General features: G+C 73.6%; 15 protein-coding genes and 1 pseudogene. 14 read left to right on the top strand and 2 right to left on the bottom strand.

Annotated features, from left to right (window positions below):
* Positions 1-279: 279 nt before the first annotated feature.
* The 13 genes and pseudogenes from AC5L3C_RS17475 to AC5L3C_RS17415 form a co-directional block, all read left to right on the top strand.
* Positions 280-822, top strand: a pseudogene (locus AC5L3C_RS17475) (mobilization protein); the annotation flags it as partial.
* Positions 823-958: 136 nt separating this feature from the next.
* Entirely contained in the window at positions 959-1,789 is an 831-nt protein-coding gene (locus AC5L3C_RS17470; protein ID WP_493649811.1) for a tryptophan 2,3-dioxygenase family protein, read from the top strand.
* Entirely contained in the window at positions 1,782-2,987 is a 1,206-nt protein-coding gene (gene kynU / locus AC5L3C_RS17465) for a kynureninase (RefSeq protein ID WP_493649810.1), read from the top strand. Before AC5L3C_RS17470 ends, kynU begins: the two co-directional genes overlap by 8 nt.
* The gene (locus tag AC5L3C_RS17460) at positions 2,984-3,148 is read left to right on the top strand and encodes a hypothetical protein (RefSeq protein WP_493649809.1); all 165 of its coding nucleotides are present in this window, start codon (positions 2,984-2,986) and stop codon (positions 3,146-3,148) included. The genes kynU and AC5L3C_RS17460 overlap by 4 nt, the downstream gene beginning before the upstream one ends.
* A gap of 11 nt (positions 3,149-3,159) precedes the next feature.
* On the top strand, positions 3,160-4,032 hold the full coding sequence (locus tag AC5L3C_RS17455) for an alpha/beta hydrolase (protein WP_493649808.1): 873 nt from the start codon (positions 3,160-3,162) through the stop codon (positions 4,030-4,032).
* A gap of 543 nt (positions 4,033-4,575) precedes the next feature.
* The gene (locus AC5L3C_RS17450) at positions 4,576-5,511 is read left to right on the top strand and encodes an alpha/beta hydrolase (protein WP_493649807.1); all 936 of its coding nucleotides are present in this window, start codon (positions 4,576-4,578) and stop codon (positions 5,509-5,511) included.
* Entirely contained in the window at positions 5,508-6,683 is a 1,176-nt protein-coding gene (locus tag AC5L3C_RS17445; protein WP_493649806.1) for an acyltransferase family protein, read from the top strand. Before AC5L3C_RS17450 ends, AC5L3C_RS17445 begins: the two co-directional genes overlap by 4 nt.
* Positions 6,676-8,019, top strand: a complete 1,344-nt coding sequence (locus AC5L3C_RS17440; protein WP_493649805.1) for a sensor histidine kinase — start codon at positions 6,676-6,678, stop codon at positions 8,017-8,019. Before AC5L3C_RS17445 ends, AC5L3C_RS17440 begins: the two co-directional genes overlap by 8 nt.
* Complete coding sequence (locus AC5L3C_RS17435) at positions 8,016-8,678, top strand: response regulator (protein ID WP_493649804.1); 663 nt, start codon at positions 8,016-8,018, stop codon at positions 8,676-8,678. Before AC5L3C_RS17440 ends, AC5L3C_RS17435 begins: the two co-directional genes overlap by 4 nt.
* A 126-nt stretch (positions 8,679-8,804) precedes the next feature.
* A complete protein-coding gene (locus AC5L3C_RS17430) occupies positions 8,805-10,214 on the top strand; it encodes a sensor histidine kinase (protein ID WP_493649803.1) in 1,410 nt (469 codons plus the stop codon).
* A complete protein-coding gene (locus AC5L3C_RS17425) occupies positions 10,211-10,876 on the top strand; it encodes a response regulator (protein ID WP_493649802.1) in 666 nt (221 codons plus the stop codon). The genes AC5L3C_RS17430 and AC5L3C_RS17425 overlap by 4 nt, the downstream gene beginning before the upstream one ends.
* Before the next feature lie 41 nt (positions 10,877-10,917).
* Positions 10,918-12,141, top strand: coding sequence for a cytochrome P450 (locus AC5L3C_RS17420; RefSeq protein WP_493649801.1), 1,224 nt, complete (start codon positions 10,918-10,920; stop codon positions 12,139-12,141).
* A gap of 87 nt (positions 12,142-12,228) precedes the next feature.
* Entirely contained in the window at positions 12,229-12,822 is a 594-nt protein-coding gene (locus tag AC5L3C_RS17415) for a Uma2 family endonuclease (RefSeq protein WP_493649800.1), read from the top strand.
* 18 nt (positions 12,823-12,840) lie between these two features.
* Here AC5L3C_RS17415 and AC5L3C_RS17410 read toward each other — a convergent pair whose 3' ends face one another.
* A complete protein-coding gene (locus AC5L3C_RS17410) occupies positions 12,841-14,445 on the bottom strand; it encodes an ABC transporter permease (RefSeq protein WP_493649799.1) in 1,605 nt (534 codons plus the stop codon).
* Positions 14,442-15,347 carry an ABC transporter ATP-binding protein gene (locus tag AC5L3C_RS17405; protein ID WP_493649798.1) on the bottom strand — a complete coding sequence of 302 codons (906 nt, stop codon included), beginning with the start codon at positions 15,345-15,347 and terminating at the stop codon, positions 14,442-14,444. The genes AC5L3C_RS17410 and AC5L3C_RS17405 overlap by 4 nt, the downstream gene beginning before the upstream one ends.
* Before the next feature lie 102 nt (positions 15,348-15,449).
* On the opposite strand from AC5L3C_RS17405, the gene AC5L3C_RS17400 reads away from it, so the two are divergent.
* Positions 15,450-15,947, top strand: a complete 498-nt coding sequence (locus tag AC5L3C_RS17400) for a GbsR/MarR family transcriptional regulator (protein WP_493649797.1) — start codon at positions 15,450-15,452, stop codon at positions 15,945-15,947.
* Positions 15,948-16,014 lie beyond the last annotated feature (67 nt).

The following is a 16,014-nucleotide window of genomic DNA, read 5'->3' as shown; positions in this document are numbered from 1 at the left end:
GCAGATCGTCAACCCACTCCTCGTCGCGGTCGGGGAGCTGCGCCTCTACGCGGCGCAGCCACTCGTCCTCAGTCAAAGAGCTGCACCTCCCGCACCGCACCGCCGCGACCGCCGGGTGGGCGGGAACACAGCGGTGGGACACGGGGAGGGAGGGCGGCGTTCGGGCGCGGGGTCGATGCGGAGGCAGGGGGTATTGCGGGTTGGCGCAAGGGGTGAGTCCTCTTCCGGCGGGCATGGGTGCGGCAACACCGGCCCGCCGGTAGATCGCTTGGGAGGGGCCTTCCCCTTCTTGCACCCCAGCACCTGCGCTCCCAGCTCCGTGAGGCGGCGTCCACGTTCGAGCGGGCCACCCGCTCCCGCATCCGGGCCGAACATCATCACGCCCGAGCACTGCGGGGCGCCGTACGCACCATGCTCCGCGAGCCCGCTCCCAAGGACGGCGCCGCCCTGGCAATGTTCCTCGACGCCGCGATTCTGGTCGTCATCGCCGCCGCCCGCTGGCACCAGCTCCGCCACCACGACCAGCAGGTCGGCGCCGCCCAGCAGACCCTGCTCCACCTCCAGGCCGCCTACGAACAGGCCGCAGCCGCACCCCTGGCCGCCCTCGCCCAGCACCGGCCGCCCCAGCAGGCCGTGGACCGACACATCCGCGAGATACGCCGGGCCGTTCCCGATCACGTGGAGCAAGTCATCGAAGACCCCGCCTTCGACGCTCTCACCGCTGCCCTCGCCGAAGCCGAAGCCGCAGGCCACGACCCGGAGCAGCTCCTCCAGCAGGCGGCCGACCAACGGGCCCTGGACGACGCCGCCGCGACGACCCGCGCCGGGCCCGCCTGTGACCAGGCGGGCCTTGCGGTTTCCTGCGACGATTACGCAGGATGCGGGGTGGGGACCGGGGCCCCCGTGCCGGTAACGGCAGGGGCGGACCGCTACCCGGAGTACATTTCAGGAGACAGCGATGTCCCACGAGGCTCACGAGCCCGAGACCCCGCATCTCGACTTCGAGGGGACCACCCCGTACGAGGACTACGTCAAGGCCGATGTCCTCACCCACCTCCAGCACACCCTCTCCGACGATCCCGGAGAGATGGTCTTCCTGGTCACCACCCAGGTGATGGAGCTGTGGTTCACCGTCATCGTCCACGAGTGGGAGACCGCGGCGCAGGCGCTGCGCGAGGACGACGTACCCACCGCGGTCGACGCGCTGAAGCGGTCGCGGCGGGAGCTGGAGGCGCTGAACGCCTCCTGGCGGCCGCTGAGCGGCCTCACCCCGGCGCAGTTCAACTCCTACCGCGGCGCGCTCGGCGAGGGCTCCGGCTTCCAGTCGGCGATGTACCGGCGCATGGAGTTCCTGCTCGGCGACAAGTCGGCGTCCATGCTGGTCCCGCACCGGGGCGCGCCGCGCGTCCACGCGGAGCTGGAGAAGGCGCTGCACGAGCCGAGCCTCTACGACGAGGTGCTGCGGTTCCTCGCGCGGCGCGGGCACCCGGTCCCGGACGCGGTGCTGGGGCGCGACGTGTCGCTGAAGTACGAGCCGTCGGCCGGGGTGGAGGCGGTCTGGACGGCCGTCTACGCGGGCGACGAGCGGGACGAGGTCGCCCGTCTGGGCGAGGCCCTGACCGATGTCGCCGAGCTGGTGTGGCGCTGGCGCAACGACCACCTGACCGCCACGCGGCGCGCGATGGGCGCCAAGACGGGCACGGGCGGCTCCGCCGGGGTGGCCTGGCTGGAGAAGCGGGCGGGCAAGAGCGTGTTCCCCGAGCTGTGGACGGCGCGGTCCCATGTCTGAACTCGCACTGAGAGCGGAGAAGCTGGACGGGTCCGACGAACTCGCCGCCAAGCGGCAGCAGTTCGTCCTCGACGACGTGGTCTACCTCGACGGCAACTCGCTGGGCGCGCTCCCCGTGGCCGTTCCCGGCCGGGTCGGGGACGTGGTGCGCCGCGAGTGGGGCGAGCTGCGGATCCGGTCCTGGACGGAGAGCGGCTGGTGGACGGCGCCGGAGCGGATCGGCGACCGGATCGCGCCGCTGGTCGGCGCGGCGGCCGGGCAGATCGTGGTCGGCGACTCGACCAGTGTCAACGTGTTCAAGGCGCTGGTCGGCGCGGTCCGGCTGGCGCGGGAGACCGGCCCCGGGCGGGACGAGATCGTGGTCGACGCGACCACGTTCCCCACGGACGGCTACATCGCCGGCTCGGCGGCCCGGATGACCGGCTGCACACTGCGCCCGGTGGCGCCGTCCGAGGTGCCGGGCGCGCTGGGCGGGCGCACGGCGGCCGTGCTGCTCAACCACGTCGACTACCGCACCGGGCGGCTGCACGACCTGCCGTCGCTGACGGCCGCCGTGCACGCGGCGGGGGCGCCGGTCGTCTGGGACCTGTGCCACAGCGCGGGCGCGCTGCCGGTCGGGCTGGACGAGCACGGCGTGGACCTGGCGGTCGGCTGCACCTACAAGTATCTGAACGGCGGGCCCGGCGCACCGGCGTTCCTGTACGTGCGGGCGGATCTCCAGGACCGGTTCGACTCCCCGCTGCCCGGCTGGAACTCGCATGCGGAGCCCTTCGGGATGTGCGCGGAGTACCGGCCGGCGACGGGCGCGCCGCGCGGGCGGGTCGGCACCCCGGACATCCTCTCGATGCTCGCCCTGGAGGCGGCCCTCGACGTCTGGGACGGGGTGCCGGTCGACGCGGTGCGCGCCAAGTCGCTCGCGCTCACGGACTTCTTCCTGGAGTGCGTCGAGGCGTACGTCGCCGAGGGCCGGGTCGCGTGTCTGACGCCCCGTCCGCACGGGGAGCGGGGCAGCCAGGTCGCGCTGCGCTGCGAGGACGCCGGTGAGGTCATGGAGCGGCTGATCGGGCGGGGCGTGGTCGGCGACTTCCGCCACCCGGACGTGCTCCGCTTCGGCTTCACCCCGCTGTACGTCGGCTTCGCGGACGTGGAGCGGGCGGCGCGGGTGCTGGCGGAGGTGCTGGAGGAGGTGCCGGTGTGACCCGGGGGCCGGGGGTGACGGCGTACGGGGTCGCCCGGGCCGCCGCCCCCGGCCCGCTGACCGAGCGTGACATCCCCATGTCGGGGGACGTGGCCGTCCTGGTACCGTCCCGGCCGAACGGCCGTGTGTCCGCCGGTCCGTCACCCGCGTTCTATCGCTGAGAGGTTGGAGCATGACGGACGACGTCGCAGCCGCCCGGGCCGCCGCCGAGGAGAAGTCGGCGCTCTCCCACCCGCCCGTTCCCCCCGACGCCACGGCGACGTACGGCGACGACCCGGACCAGCTGATCGACTTCTACGCGCCGCGCGGTGGGGCGGAGGGGCCCGTGCCCGTCGTCGTGGTGCTGCACGGCGGTGCCTGGCGCGCGCCGTACGACCGGGGGCACATCAGCCCGTTCGCCGCGTTCCTGGCGGGGCGGGGGTTCGCCGTGGCGAGCGTCGAGTACCGGCGCGGGGCGGGGGAGACGGGTGGTGGTGCGCCGGTCGCCGGGCGGTGGCCCGAGACGTTCGACGACGTCGCCGCCGCGATGGACGCGCTGCCCGCGCTGATCCGGGAGCACCTGCCGCAGGCCGATCCTCGGCGGGTCGTGCTCACCGGGCACTCGGCCGGGGGGCAGCTGGCGCTGTGGGCGTCGGCGCGGCATCTGCTGCCCGAGGGCGCGGCGTGGCGCACGGAGGGGCCTCCGCCGTTGCGCGGGGTCGTCGCGCTTGCCCCGCTCGCCGACTTCGCGGTCGCCGACAAGCTCGGTTCGTGCGAGGGGGCGGTGCGGGAGTTTCTCGGCGGGGACGATCACTTCGCCGAGCGGCGGGCGTACGCGGATCCCGCGCTGCTGGTGCCGACGGGGATCGCGACGACGCTGGTGCAGGGGCGCACCGACATCGACGTTCCGCAGGCGGTGGCCGAGGCGTATGCGGAGGCGGCGGCGAAGGCGGGGGAGGTGGTGGGGGTGACGTTGCTGGAGGACGTCGGGCACTTTCCGCTGATCGATCCGGGGGCGGATGCGTGTGCGGTGGTGGCGGAGGAGATCGCGCAGCTGGCGTGGTGAGCGTGGGGCTGTTGGGGTGCGGTGGGGGTATGTCATACCCCTAGTACTTGAGAGCTACCCCCGGAGTGAGTCCCCCGGCGGGACGCGGGTTACCTGCGGTGATCCGTAACTTCCCTTCCTGACAGGCCCGATGGGCGGGCCGGTGCGGGGAGGGCGGGGACGGTGGGCCGGGGCGGGACGGGTGTACTGACGTGGGTGCGGGCCGGCGTGGCGGGTGCACCGGTGTTGGTGCGGGCCGGGGGGTGTTTGTGCGGCCCGGCGCTTGCGGGGTGCCGTCGCGCCCACGGTGCCTGCGGGGGCGGCGTGGGGGGTGTACCGGCGTTGGTGTCGGCCGGGGGGTGTTCGTGCGGCCCGGCGCCAGCGGGGTGCCGTCGCGCCCACGGTGCCTGCGGGGGCGGCGTGGCGGGTGTACCGGTGTTGGTGTCGGCCGGGGGGTGTTCGTGCGGCCCGGCGCCGGCGGGGTGCCTCCCCCACTCTCGGCTCCGCTCGAGCGGGAGGTACCCCCATCGCCCCAGCGGCACGACTGCCCGCGGGAACGGCCGGGTGGGGTGGCTTCGGCGGTGGGGGCGTGGGGGGCTGGCCCTGATCGTTGCGGGCGCTGTTGCTGTGCCGTTGGGTGGGGCGGTGGGGGCTCGGGTGCCTGCGCCGGTGCCCGTGGTGGCGGCCGCGCCGTCCGCAGGGACGCTCGACGCGGTGTACGACGCCCACCGGGCCGGTGCAGCCGAGGCCGCGCGGATGGCCGACGCGTACGGGGACCGGCGGCGGGCCGTCGCCGACCGCGCGCTGGCCCGGCGGCAGTTGCTGTACTTCGACGGGCGCGGGCCCGGTCGGGTCACCGAGGTGCTCGGTGATCTCGCCCGCGCCGACCGGGTCGCCGTCCTCGTGCCCGGCTCCGACACCTCGATCGACACCTACGGCCGGTTCCGCGCCGCCGCCCAGGCCCTGCACCGGCGGCTCGGCGGGCGCGCCGCGGTCGTGGCCTGGCTGGGCTACGAGACGCCCGGCACCCTCAGCGCCGCCGTCGCCACCACCGACCGCGCCGAGGAGGCCGCCCCCGCGCTCCGGACGCTGGTGCACGACGTGCGGGCCGTCGCCGGACCGCGCACCCGGGTCTCCCTGCTGTGCCACTCCTACGGCTCCGTCGTCTGCGCCCGCGCCGCCGCCGGTCTCGACGTCGACGACATCGCCCTCCTCGGCAGCCCCGGCACCGGCGCCGACACCGCCGCCGGTCTGCGCACCCGGGCCCGGATCTGGGCCGCCCGCGCCGCCGGCGACTGGGTGGAGCACGTCCCGCATGTCAGCTTCGGCCTCTTCGGCACCACCGTCGGCTTCGGTACCGACCCGGTGTCCCCGGCCTTCGGCGCCCGGGTCTTCGCGGCCGGCGGCGGCGGCCACAGCGACTACTTCGCGCCCGGCTCCCTCTCCCTGACCAACCTGACCCGGATCGTCCTCGGCGAGACCCAGGCGGTGACCCCATGACTTCTCCCGCAGCCGCGATACGCGACGCCGCCCGGCGCGTCGACGCGGCCACCCCCGTCCACCGCGACCGGGCCGTGGACGCCCTGCGCGCCGCCGCCATCCTCGGGGTCGTCCTGGGCCACTGGCTGGTCACCGCCCTCGTCGCCGACGGCCGTACGCTGCGCACGGCCAGCCCGCTCCAGCACATGCCGTGGCTGGCCCCGGTCTCCTGGGCGTTCCAGACGCTCGCCGTCTTCTTCCTGGTCGGCGGCCATGTCGCGACCCTCTCGTACGGATCGGCCCGCGCCCGCGGCATCCCGTACCACCGGTGGCTGCGGACCCGGATGGCCCGGCTGTTCGCACCGGTCGCCGCCGTCCTCACCCTGTGGACGGTCGTCGCCGTCGCCCTGGCGCTCTCCGGGACCGAGTACGCCACCCTCCGCACGCTGGTGAAGCTCGCCCTGTCGCCGATGTGGTTCCTGCTGGTCTTCGCCGTGCTCACCGCCGCGACGCCGTTCCTCACCCGGCTCCACCCGCTGTGGCCGCTCGCCGTGGTCCTCCACGTCGACCTGCTCCGGTTCGGGCTCGGCGCCCCCGAGGGCATCGGCCTGCTGAACGTGGTGGCCGGCTGGCTGGTGCCGTACACCCTGGGCGCCGCGTGGACACGGGGCGAGCTGGAGCGCCGCCGGTCCGGCTGGCTGCTCCTGCTCGCCGGGTCGGCGGCCACGGCCGCGCTCGTCTCCCGGGCCGGGTATCCGGCGTCGATGGTGGGCGTCCCGGGCGCCGGGGTGTCCAACCTCGACCCGCCGACGCTGGCCGTCGTCACCTTCGGCCTCGCCCAGTGCGGGCTCGCGCTGCTGCTGCGCGACCGGCTGCGCCGCGCGATGCGGCGGCCCGTCGCCTGGGCGGCGGTGGCGCTGGTCAACCTCTGGGCGATGACGGTCTTCCTGTGGCACCAGACCGCCCTGATGGCGACCACCGCCACCGGCCTCCTGGCCGGCCCGCTGCCCGGACTGCACACCGTGCCCGACGGCCTCGGCTGGGTCGCCGCCCGGCTGCTCTGGCTGCCCGTGTTCGCCCTCGCCCTCCTGCTCTGCTGGGCGGCGTTCCGGCACGGGGAGCGGGGCGGCGGCGGGCGGTCCCGGGTGGTCCGTACGCACCGGCCCGCGACGGAGGACGTACGTCATGTCTAGGCTGAAGCGCGTGGCGGACAAGGGGGCGAGGACCGTCCTGCGGTGGCTTCGGGCGCTGCGGGGCGATCTGCTGACGGTGCGTGCCGACCCGCTGCCGCCGTCGGAGTGGCTGCGCTGGGTGCCGCACGGCGTCGTGTGCCTGGCCGCGTTCGGCATCTTCTTCGGTGACCTGGACCAGCTCATGGGGCACGGAAGGATCGGCCAGGGCAACGCCCTGCTGGTCGCGCTCGGACAGTGCGGGGCGGCCGTCCTCGCGCTGCGGCGCCCGGTGCCGGCGCTGTGGCTGTCGCTCACCGCCTCGCTGGCGGGAGCGGTCCTGGAGCGCCGCATGCTGATGGCCGGCGAGATCGACGGGTTCCCGTGGCCCTGGACCCAGTGGGGGATCGTGACCCACACACTGGTGCTGCTGCTCCTCACCCTGCGGGTGCCCACCCGCGCCGCCGTCGTGGCGCTGGCCGCGACGGCCCTGCAGACGTATGTCCTCCAGGGCCTGTGGGGCGCGTGGAACCACGTCAGCAACGGCCAGGTCGCCGTCATCCTGTTCGCCCTCGCCGTCGTCCTCGGCAGCGCCCTGCGCGGCCGCCGCGAGGCCCGCGCCGAACTCCTCCAGCAGACCACGCTCACCGCCGAGGAACGCGCCCGGCGCACCCTGCTGGAGGAACGCGGCCGGATCGCGCGGGAACTGCACGATGTGGTGGCGCACCACATGTCGGTGATCTCCATCCAGGCCCAGGTCGCCCCGCACCTGGTGACGGACCCGTCCGACGAGCTGAAGGAGAACCTCGCCGGCATCCGGCAGAACGCGGTGGAGGCGCTCACCGAACTGCGCCGCGTCCTGGACGTCCTGCGCGCCGAGCACCCGGCCCCCGGCGAGCGCGCGGACGCCCCGGACACCACCCGGCACGCGCCGCAGCCCACCCTCGGCCGGCTCGGCACGCTGGTGGAGAACACCCGCGCCGCCGGACTCACCGTCACCACCGAGATCAGCGGCGAGCGGCGCCCGCTGCCGCCCGGCGTGGAACTGTCGGCGTACCGGATCGTGCAGGAGGCGCTGAGCAACGTGCTGCGGCACGCCCCCGGCGCGACCGCCCACGTCACCCTGGCCTACGATCCGCACGGGCTGCGGGTGCAGGTCGTCAACACCGGCCCCGCCCGCGAGGCACCGCCGTCCGCCGGCGCCGGGCACGGGCTGCTCGGCATGCGGGAGCGGGCCGTGATGCTGGGCGGGACGCTGACGGCCGGCCCCTGGGCGGGACGCGGCTACAGGGTCGACGCCTACCTCCCGGCTTCCGCACCGCCCGCCACCGAACCCCCCTCCCAGGACGGCACCGCATGATCCGTGTACTCATCGCCGACGACCAGCAGATGGTCCGCCAGGGCTTCACCGTGCTGCTCAACACGCAGCCCGACATCGAGGTGGTCGGCCAGGCGGTGGACGGACTCGACGCGGTCGCGCAGGTCGGTGAGCTGGCACCGGACGTGGTGCTGATGGACATCCGGATGCCCGAACTCGGCGGTATCGAGGCCACCGCCCGGATCACCTCCGCCACCCCGGACGTCAGGGTGCTGGTGCTGACCACGTTCGACCTCGACGAGTACGTGTACGAGGCGCTGCGCGCCGGGGCGTCCGGCTTCCTGCTCAAGGACGCCTCCGCCGACCAGCTCGCCGAGGCGGTGCGGGTGGTGGCGGCCGGGGACGCGCTGCTCGCACCGGGTGTCACCCGGCGGCTGATCGCCGAGTTCTCCCGGCTCGACCCCCGGCCCCGCACCCCGCTGAGACAGCGCGTCGGCGAGCTGACCGAACGCGAGACGGAGGTGCTCACGCTGATCGCCCAGGGCTTGTCGAACGCCGAGATAGCGCTGCGTCTGGTGGTGGCCGAGCAGACCGTGAAGACGCATGTCGGCAGGATCCTGGTCAAACTGGGCCTGCGGGACCGCACCCAGGCCGCGGTGTTCGCCTACGAGTCGGGGCTGGTACGGCCCTCCGGGTACTGACCTGTCGGCACACCCTCTGTACCGGCAGGTAACCCGCGTGCGGCCTGCGTAGTACCTGAGACGGACGCCCCGGAACCCGTCTCAGCGGGGACGACCGCGACCACCCGGTCGGCCTACCGTGTGAGCGTGACCGAGACGACGCACCAGCAGAACCCGGGCGCCCCGCGGGGCGGCGACGGGGCCGGGACGCGCAGCCCGGAGTACCGGCTGGCCCAGAGTGCCCTGCGGGGACTGCGCGAGGACCTGTTCCACGACCCCTTCGCCTACCGCCCGCTGCCGCCCCGGCACACCGACGGTCCCTTCGTCCGGCGGCTGCCCGGCAGGCTGCGGCAGTCCGCGCGGCACCTGCCGCACGCTGCGGTGGCGGCGGTCGCGCTGCTCACCCTGGCCGTCGGCTCGCTGTCGAGCGGTCTGCCCGGAGGCGACCTGCCGTCCCTGCTGAGCGGCGTGCTGTGCGCGCTGCCGGTGCTCGCCACACTCGTCCGGCCGGTCGGCGCCTTCTGGCTGTCGCTCGCCGTCACCCCGGTGGTGGCGGTCCTCTACGGCAACGGTCTGGAATGGCCGTGGATGCCCGGCGCGTTCGTCTCCCACCTGACGGTGCTGGTCGTCGTCGCCCTGCGCACCCGGCCGCGCACCGCCGTGTGGATGTGGGGGATGACGTTCGCGTACGCCCTCCTCTCGGACCTCGCCTTCACCGGCTCGTACTACTACTCCAACAGCGCTCCCATGCTGGTGGTGTCCGCCTTCGCCCTGCTCCTGGTCTCCCTGTGGCACGTCCGGCACGCCGCCCAGCAGGAGGTGACCGCCCAGCAGACGGTGACCGCGCACGAGCGGTCCCGGCGCACGGCGCTGGAGGAGCGCACCACCATCGCCCGCGAACTGCACGACGTGGTGGCCCACCACATGTCGGTCGTCGCCATTCAGGCCGAGGCCGCGCCGTACCGGGTGGAGAACCCGCCGCCCGAGCTGGAGCGCGCCTTCGCCACCATCCGGGAGAACGCGGTGGCCGCGCTCACCGAGCTGCGCCGCATCCTCGGCGTGGTCCGCGCCGAGGACTACGAGGCCCCGGACGCCCCGCAGCCCACCCTGGCCGACCTGGACGACCTGCTCGTCAACGTGCGCGACGCCGGCCTGACCGTGGACAAGACGGTGACCGGCGCGGTGCGGGAGCTGCCGCAGGGCGTCGAGCTGTCGGCGTACCGGATCGTGCAGGAGGCGCTGAGCAACAGCCTGCGGCACGCGCCCGGCGCGAGCGCACGCGTCGAGATCGCGTACGTCCTCGGCGGACTCGGCGTGCGCGTCGTCAACGGCCCGGCTCCCGAGCCCAGCCTGGTGAAGCCCGCCCGTCACCCGGCCACCACCCCTGAAGGAGGGCTTCGCCCGCCCTCTTCGATGGGCGCCGGTCACGGCATCACCGGCATGCGCGAGCGGGTCACCATGCTGAACGGGGAGATGACGGCCGGGTCCACCGACGACGGCGGCTACGAGGTCACGGTGTTCCTGCCGGTCACCACGGCGAACGAGGGTGAGGCATGACCATCCGTGTGCTGATCGCGGACGACCAGATGATGGTGCGCGAGGGGTTCTCGGTCCTGCTCGGCGCGATGCCCGACATCGAGGTCGTCGGCGAGGCCGTCAACGGCCGGGAGGCGGTCCAGCGGGTCCGCGAGCTCGCCCCCGACGTGGTGCTCATGGACATCCGCATGCCCGAGCTGAACGGCATCGAGGCAACCCGGGAGATCGTCGCCGCCGGCGGCGACGCCAAGGTCCTCGTGCTGACCACCTTCGACCTCGACGAGTACGTCTACCAGGCGCTGCGCGCGGGCGCCTCCGGCTTCCTGCTCAAGGACGCCTCCGCCCGCCAGCTCGCCGACGGGGTGCGGGTCGTCGCGTCCGGTGAGGCGCTGCTCGCGCCGACGGTCACCCGGCGGCTGATCACCGAGTTCTCGAAGCTGTCCGCGGCGCCCCGGCTGATGCCGTCCGCGCAGGCGGCGTACGGCGATCTGACCGAGCGGGAGACGGAGGTGCTGGTGCTGATCGCGCAGGGCCTGTCGAACGCGGAGATCGCCGAGCGGCTGGTGGTCGCCGAGTCGACGATCAAGACGCACGTCAGCCGCATCCTGGTGAAACTGGGCCTGCGGGACCGCACCCAGGCGGCGGTGTTCGCCTACGAGGCCCGGCTGGTCACCCCGGGCTGACCCTGGCCAGGGGGCGGGGTGCGCGGCTACCGTCCGTGCGTATGGCTGCCCTTGACGACCTCGCGTTCGACCCGTGGAACCCCGCGTTCGTCGCCGACCCGTACCCCGCCTACGCCGAGCTGCGGGAAGCGGGCCGGGTGCGCTATTTCGAGCCGACGAACCAGTGGCTCGTCGGCCACCACGCGGACGTCTCGGCCCTGCTGCGCGACCGGCGCCTGGGCCGGACCTACCAGCACCGCTTCACCCACGAGGAGTTCGGCCGCACCGCCCCGCCGCCGGAGCACGAGCCGTTCCACACCCTCAACGACCACGGGATGCTCGACCTCGAACCGCCGGACCACACCCGCATCCGCCGCCTGGTGTCGAAGGCCTTCACCCCGCGCACGGTGGAGCGCCTGCGGCCGTACGTCGAGCGGCTGGCCGGTGAGCTGGTCGACGCCCTGGTCGCGGCGGGCGGCGGTGACCTGCTCACGGACGTGGCCGAGCCGCTGCCGGTCGCGGTGATCGCCGAGATGCTGGGCATCCCGGAGGCGGACCGGGCCCCGCTGCGCCCGTGGTCGGCGGACATCTGCGGGATGTACGAGCTGAACCCGTCCGAGGAGACGGCGCAGAAGGCCGTCCGGGCGTCGCTGGAATTCTCGGAGTACCTGCGGGAGCTGATCGCCGAGCGCCGCAAGCACCCGGGCGAGGACCTCATCTCGGGCCTGATCGCCGCCCACGACGAGGACGACGACCGGCTCACCGAGCAGGAGATGATCTCCACCTGCGTGCTGCTGCTGAACGCGGGCCACGAGGCCACCGTGAACTCCACGGTGAACGGCTGGTGGGCGCTGTTCCGCCACCCCGGTCAGCTCGCCGCCCTGCGCGCGGACCACTCCCTGGTCCCCTCCGCCGTGGAGGAGCTGATGCGCTACGACACCCCGCTCCAGCTCTTCGAGCGCTGGGTGCTCGACGAGATCGAGATCGACGGGCAGGTGATCCCGCGGGGCGCGGAGATCGCGATGCTCTTCGGCTCCGCCAACCACGACCCGGCCGTCTTCACCGATCCGGAGCGCCTGGACCTCACCCGCCGCGACAACCCGCACATCTCCTTCAGCGCCGGCATCCACTACTGCATCGGCGCGCCACTGGCCCGCATCGAGCTGGCGGCGTCGATGACGGCCCTCCTGAGGAAGGCCCCGACCCTGCGCCTCGCGGCAGAACCCCGCCGCAAGCCGAACTTCGTGATCAGGGGCCTGGAGGGGCTGGCCGTGGAAGTGGGCTGATCACCCGTTCGGCTGATCACTGGTCGATTCCGGGTGCGGGACGTGCGTGGCTCGCCAAGCTGGTGTCCGCCTGCGGAGGGAGGCACCATGACCGTTATGGCAGAACGTGGGTCGTCCCGGTTGTCGGTGGACATGTTCGAGCGGATCGCCGAGTTCGCCGAACGTGAGGACGAGACCGTCAGGTTCGAGTTCATCAACGGACGGATCGGGCTCAGGAAAGTGACCAACGGCAACCACGGCGCGATCATCATGTGGCTGGTCCGTCAGTGCATGCAGGCCAGGCCAGAACTCGATCTCAGCCCGGTACAGGGGCTGAAGGTGGAGTCCTACCGAAAGGGCCGGGCCCGGCCGGACGCGGTGCTCGCGCCCGTCGCCCACTTCGCAGGGCAGGGGGACTGGGCGGAGCCCGAAGGCGTGCTGATGACGGTGGAGGTCACCTCCTTCGACTCGGACACGCACGATCGCGACCGTGTGGAGAAGCCCCAGGCCTACGCCGAATCCGGGATCCCCGTCTACCTGCTGATCGACCGCGACCGTCGCTCCGTCCTCGTGCACAGCGACCCGGACCCGGTGGTCGGCTACCGGAATGTCCAGAAGCGCCGGCTGGGCCAGAAGGTCGTGCTTCCGCCCCCCGTCGGCATCGCCTTCGACACCGACGAGCTCAAGCCGTACATGGACTGACCGCCCGGCCGCTCCCTGTCACGTCGTCATGTCCCTGCGCCGCAGCCCGGCCAGCCCCGCCGCCACCAGGGCCGCCGCGAGCGCCGTGAGGACGAGGAGCGGGGGCCACTCCATGGATCCGCCCGGCAGCTTCGGCAGATGACCGAACGGCGACAGGTCCAGCACCGCCCTCGGGGCATCCAGGACCGGGCCGACCCAGCCGATCAGCAGCACCGCACCGGCCACGCCCCACGCGCCCGTCGCCGCCCCGGGCACCAGTCCGTACACCAGCACCGCGATCCCGCCGACCGCCCAGACCGCCGGGACCTGCACCAGGCACGCCCCCAGGATCGGGCCCGCCTGCTCACCGTGGCCCACGGCCAGTCCCAGACCCGCGAGCAGCATCAGCAGCACCGACCCGCCGAACGCGGGCGCCAGGTGCCCGGCGGCCCAGCGCAGCCGCCCGACCGCCCCGGCGAGGACCGGTTCGGCGCGGCCCGAGGTCTCCTCGGCGTGCAGCCGCAGCACCGACGCCACGATGTACAGGGCGGCCACCAGCCCGAACATGCCGGCCATCGCGGCGAGGAACGCGTCGGTCAGCCCGGACTGCCCGCCCATCCGCTGGAAGATCTCCCGCGCGTTGTCGTTGTCCCCGACGAGATCGGCCGCCCCCTTCGCCATCCCGCCGTACACCAGCCCCGCCAGCAGGAAGCCGATGCTCCACCCGAGCACACCGCCCCGCTGCAACCGCCAGGCCAGCGCGCCCGCGCTGCCCAGCCGTCCGGCGGCCGGACCCGGGCGGCTCGGCAGGAAGCTCATGCCGACGTCCCGGCGCCCGGCGAGCGCGTACGCCACCGCCGCCTGGAGCAGCACCGCGCCGGCGAACAGGCCGAGCACCCACCACCGTTCGCCGGCGAAGGCCCGCGCATTCGACAGCCAGCCGAGCGGCGAGGCCCAGGTCAGCGGGGAGGACCCGTCGTCCTTCGCGGAATCGCCCGCCGCCCGCAGCACGAACGCGGCCCCCAGCACGGCCGCCGTCAGCCCCCGCGCGAGCCGCGCGCTCTCCGTCAGCTGCGCCACGATCGCCGCCATGGTCGCGAAGAGCATCCCCACCCCCGCGACCCCCAGCCCGAACGCGAGCGCGCCCGCCGCGCCCTGCCCGGCCAGGCCGGCCGTCACCAGCAGCGCCAGCGCCCCGTTCGCGACGGCCGCCGCGAGCAGCGCCGCCGTCAGCGCGGCCCGCCGCCCGACCGTCCCGGACATCACCAGCTCCTGACGCCCGCTCTCCTCCTCGTCCCGGGTGTGCCGTACGACCACCAGCAGGCCGGTGACGGCGGCCAGCACGCCCGCGGTGATCCCGACCCGCCAGGCGGTCAGCGCGCCGAGGGAGTCGCCGAAGACGGGGCCGACCATGGCCCGCAGGGAGGAGTTGGCGCCCATCTGCGCGACCAGGTCGGCGCGTTCGGCGGGGGTGCCGTACAGCCCCTCGAGCGTGCTCGGCATGGACAGCACCAGCAGGGCGTTCACCGCGACCCAGACCGGGATCATCACCCGGTCCCGGCGCAGCGCGAACCGCAGCAGGATGCCGGTGCCGGCGAACTGGCGTGCGCTCGCGGGCCGTACGGCGAAGGCGGCGGTGCTCATCGGACCGTCACCTCGTCCTGCGCGTCCTGGTAGTGGCGCAGGAACAGCTCCTCCAGGGTCGGCGGGGTGGACGTCAGCGATCGCACGCCCGTCTCGCTCAGGGAGCGCAGCACCGCGTCGAGCCGGTCGGTGTCGACCTGGAGCCGCACCCGGTGGCCCTGTATGTCGAGGTCGTGCACGCCCGGCAGTCCGGCGAGGCCGTTCGGCGGACCGGCGAGCTCGGCGCTCACGCTGGTGCGGGTCAGATGGCGCAGCTCGGCCAGCGAGCCGCTTTCCACGGTCCGCCCCCTGCGGATGATGCTGACCCGGTCGCACAGCTCCTCCACCTCGCTGAGGATGTGCGACGACAGCAGCACGGTCCGCCCGCGGTCGCGCTCTTCGGCGACACAGCGCTGGAAGACCTCCTCCATCAGCGGGTCGAGGCCGGAGGTCGGCTCGTCGAGGATCAGCAGGTCGACGTCGGAGGCGAACGCGGCGACCAGGGCGACCTTCTGCCGGTTGCCCTTGGAGTAGGTGCGGCCCTTCTTCGTCGGGTCCAGCTCGAAGCGCTCGGTCAGCTCGGCGCGGCGCCGCGTGTCCAGGCCGCCGCGCAGCCTGCCGTACAGGTCGATGACCTCGCCGCCGGAGAGGTTGCGCCACAGCGTCACGTCGCCGGGGACATAGGCGATGCGGCGGTGGATCTCCACGGCGTCCGCCCACGGGTCCCGGCCGAGCACCTGAGCGGCGCCGGCGTCGGCGCGGAGCAGGCCGAGCAGGACGCGGATGGTGGTGGACTTGCCGGAGCCGTTGGGTCCGAGGAACCCGTGGACCTCACCGGACCCGACGCTCAGGTCGAGTCCGTCCAGCGCGTGGGTCCGGCCGAACGACTTGTGCAGCCCGGACACGGTGATGGCCTTCGTCATGCTTCGGAACGTACGCTTCCTTCAGAAATTTGTGAAGTTAAGGAAGCATATAAATCAACCGGTAGACTTGATCACGGGAGCGGGAGCGGCAGAGGAGCGGACATGGGCGAGCCGAGCGAGGCGGCACGCGACCCGGAGGCGGTCTCGCGGTTCGTCGAGCACTTCGCGGCGCAGCTGGTCGAGGCCGGCCTGCCGCGCATGCCCGCCCGTGTCTTCGTGGCGCTGCTGGCCTCGGACACCGGGGTGCTGACCTCCGCCGAACTGGGCGAACGGCTGAAGATCTCACCGGCCGCGGTGTCCGGGGCGGTGCGCTACCTCGCCCAGCAGCACATGGTCTCCCGCGAGCGCGAACCCGGCTCCCGTCGGGAGCGGTACCGGGTCCACGGCGACCAGTGGTACGAGGCCCTCGCCAACCGCGACGCCGTCATCAGGCGCTGGGAGGACGCCCTGCGCGAGGGCGTCACCAGCCTGGGCGAGGCCACTCCGGCAGGCCGCCGGCTGGCGGAGACGCTCGCCTTCCTCGAGTTCGTGGAAAAGGAGCTCGAGGCGATGATGGAACGCTGGCGGACGCATCGGGAGGAGCGGTTCGGGCGGGCCTGAGGGGTGACACCACGGCGCGGATTGAGTGACTGATCGGATACTCTGAGTCATGACTGGTTCGCATCAC

It is taken from the genome of Streptomyces speibonae (genome assembly GCF_984686075.1).
This window is presented reverse-complemented; position numbering and strand designations above follow the sequence as displayed.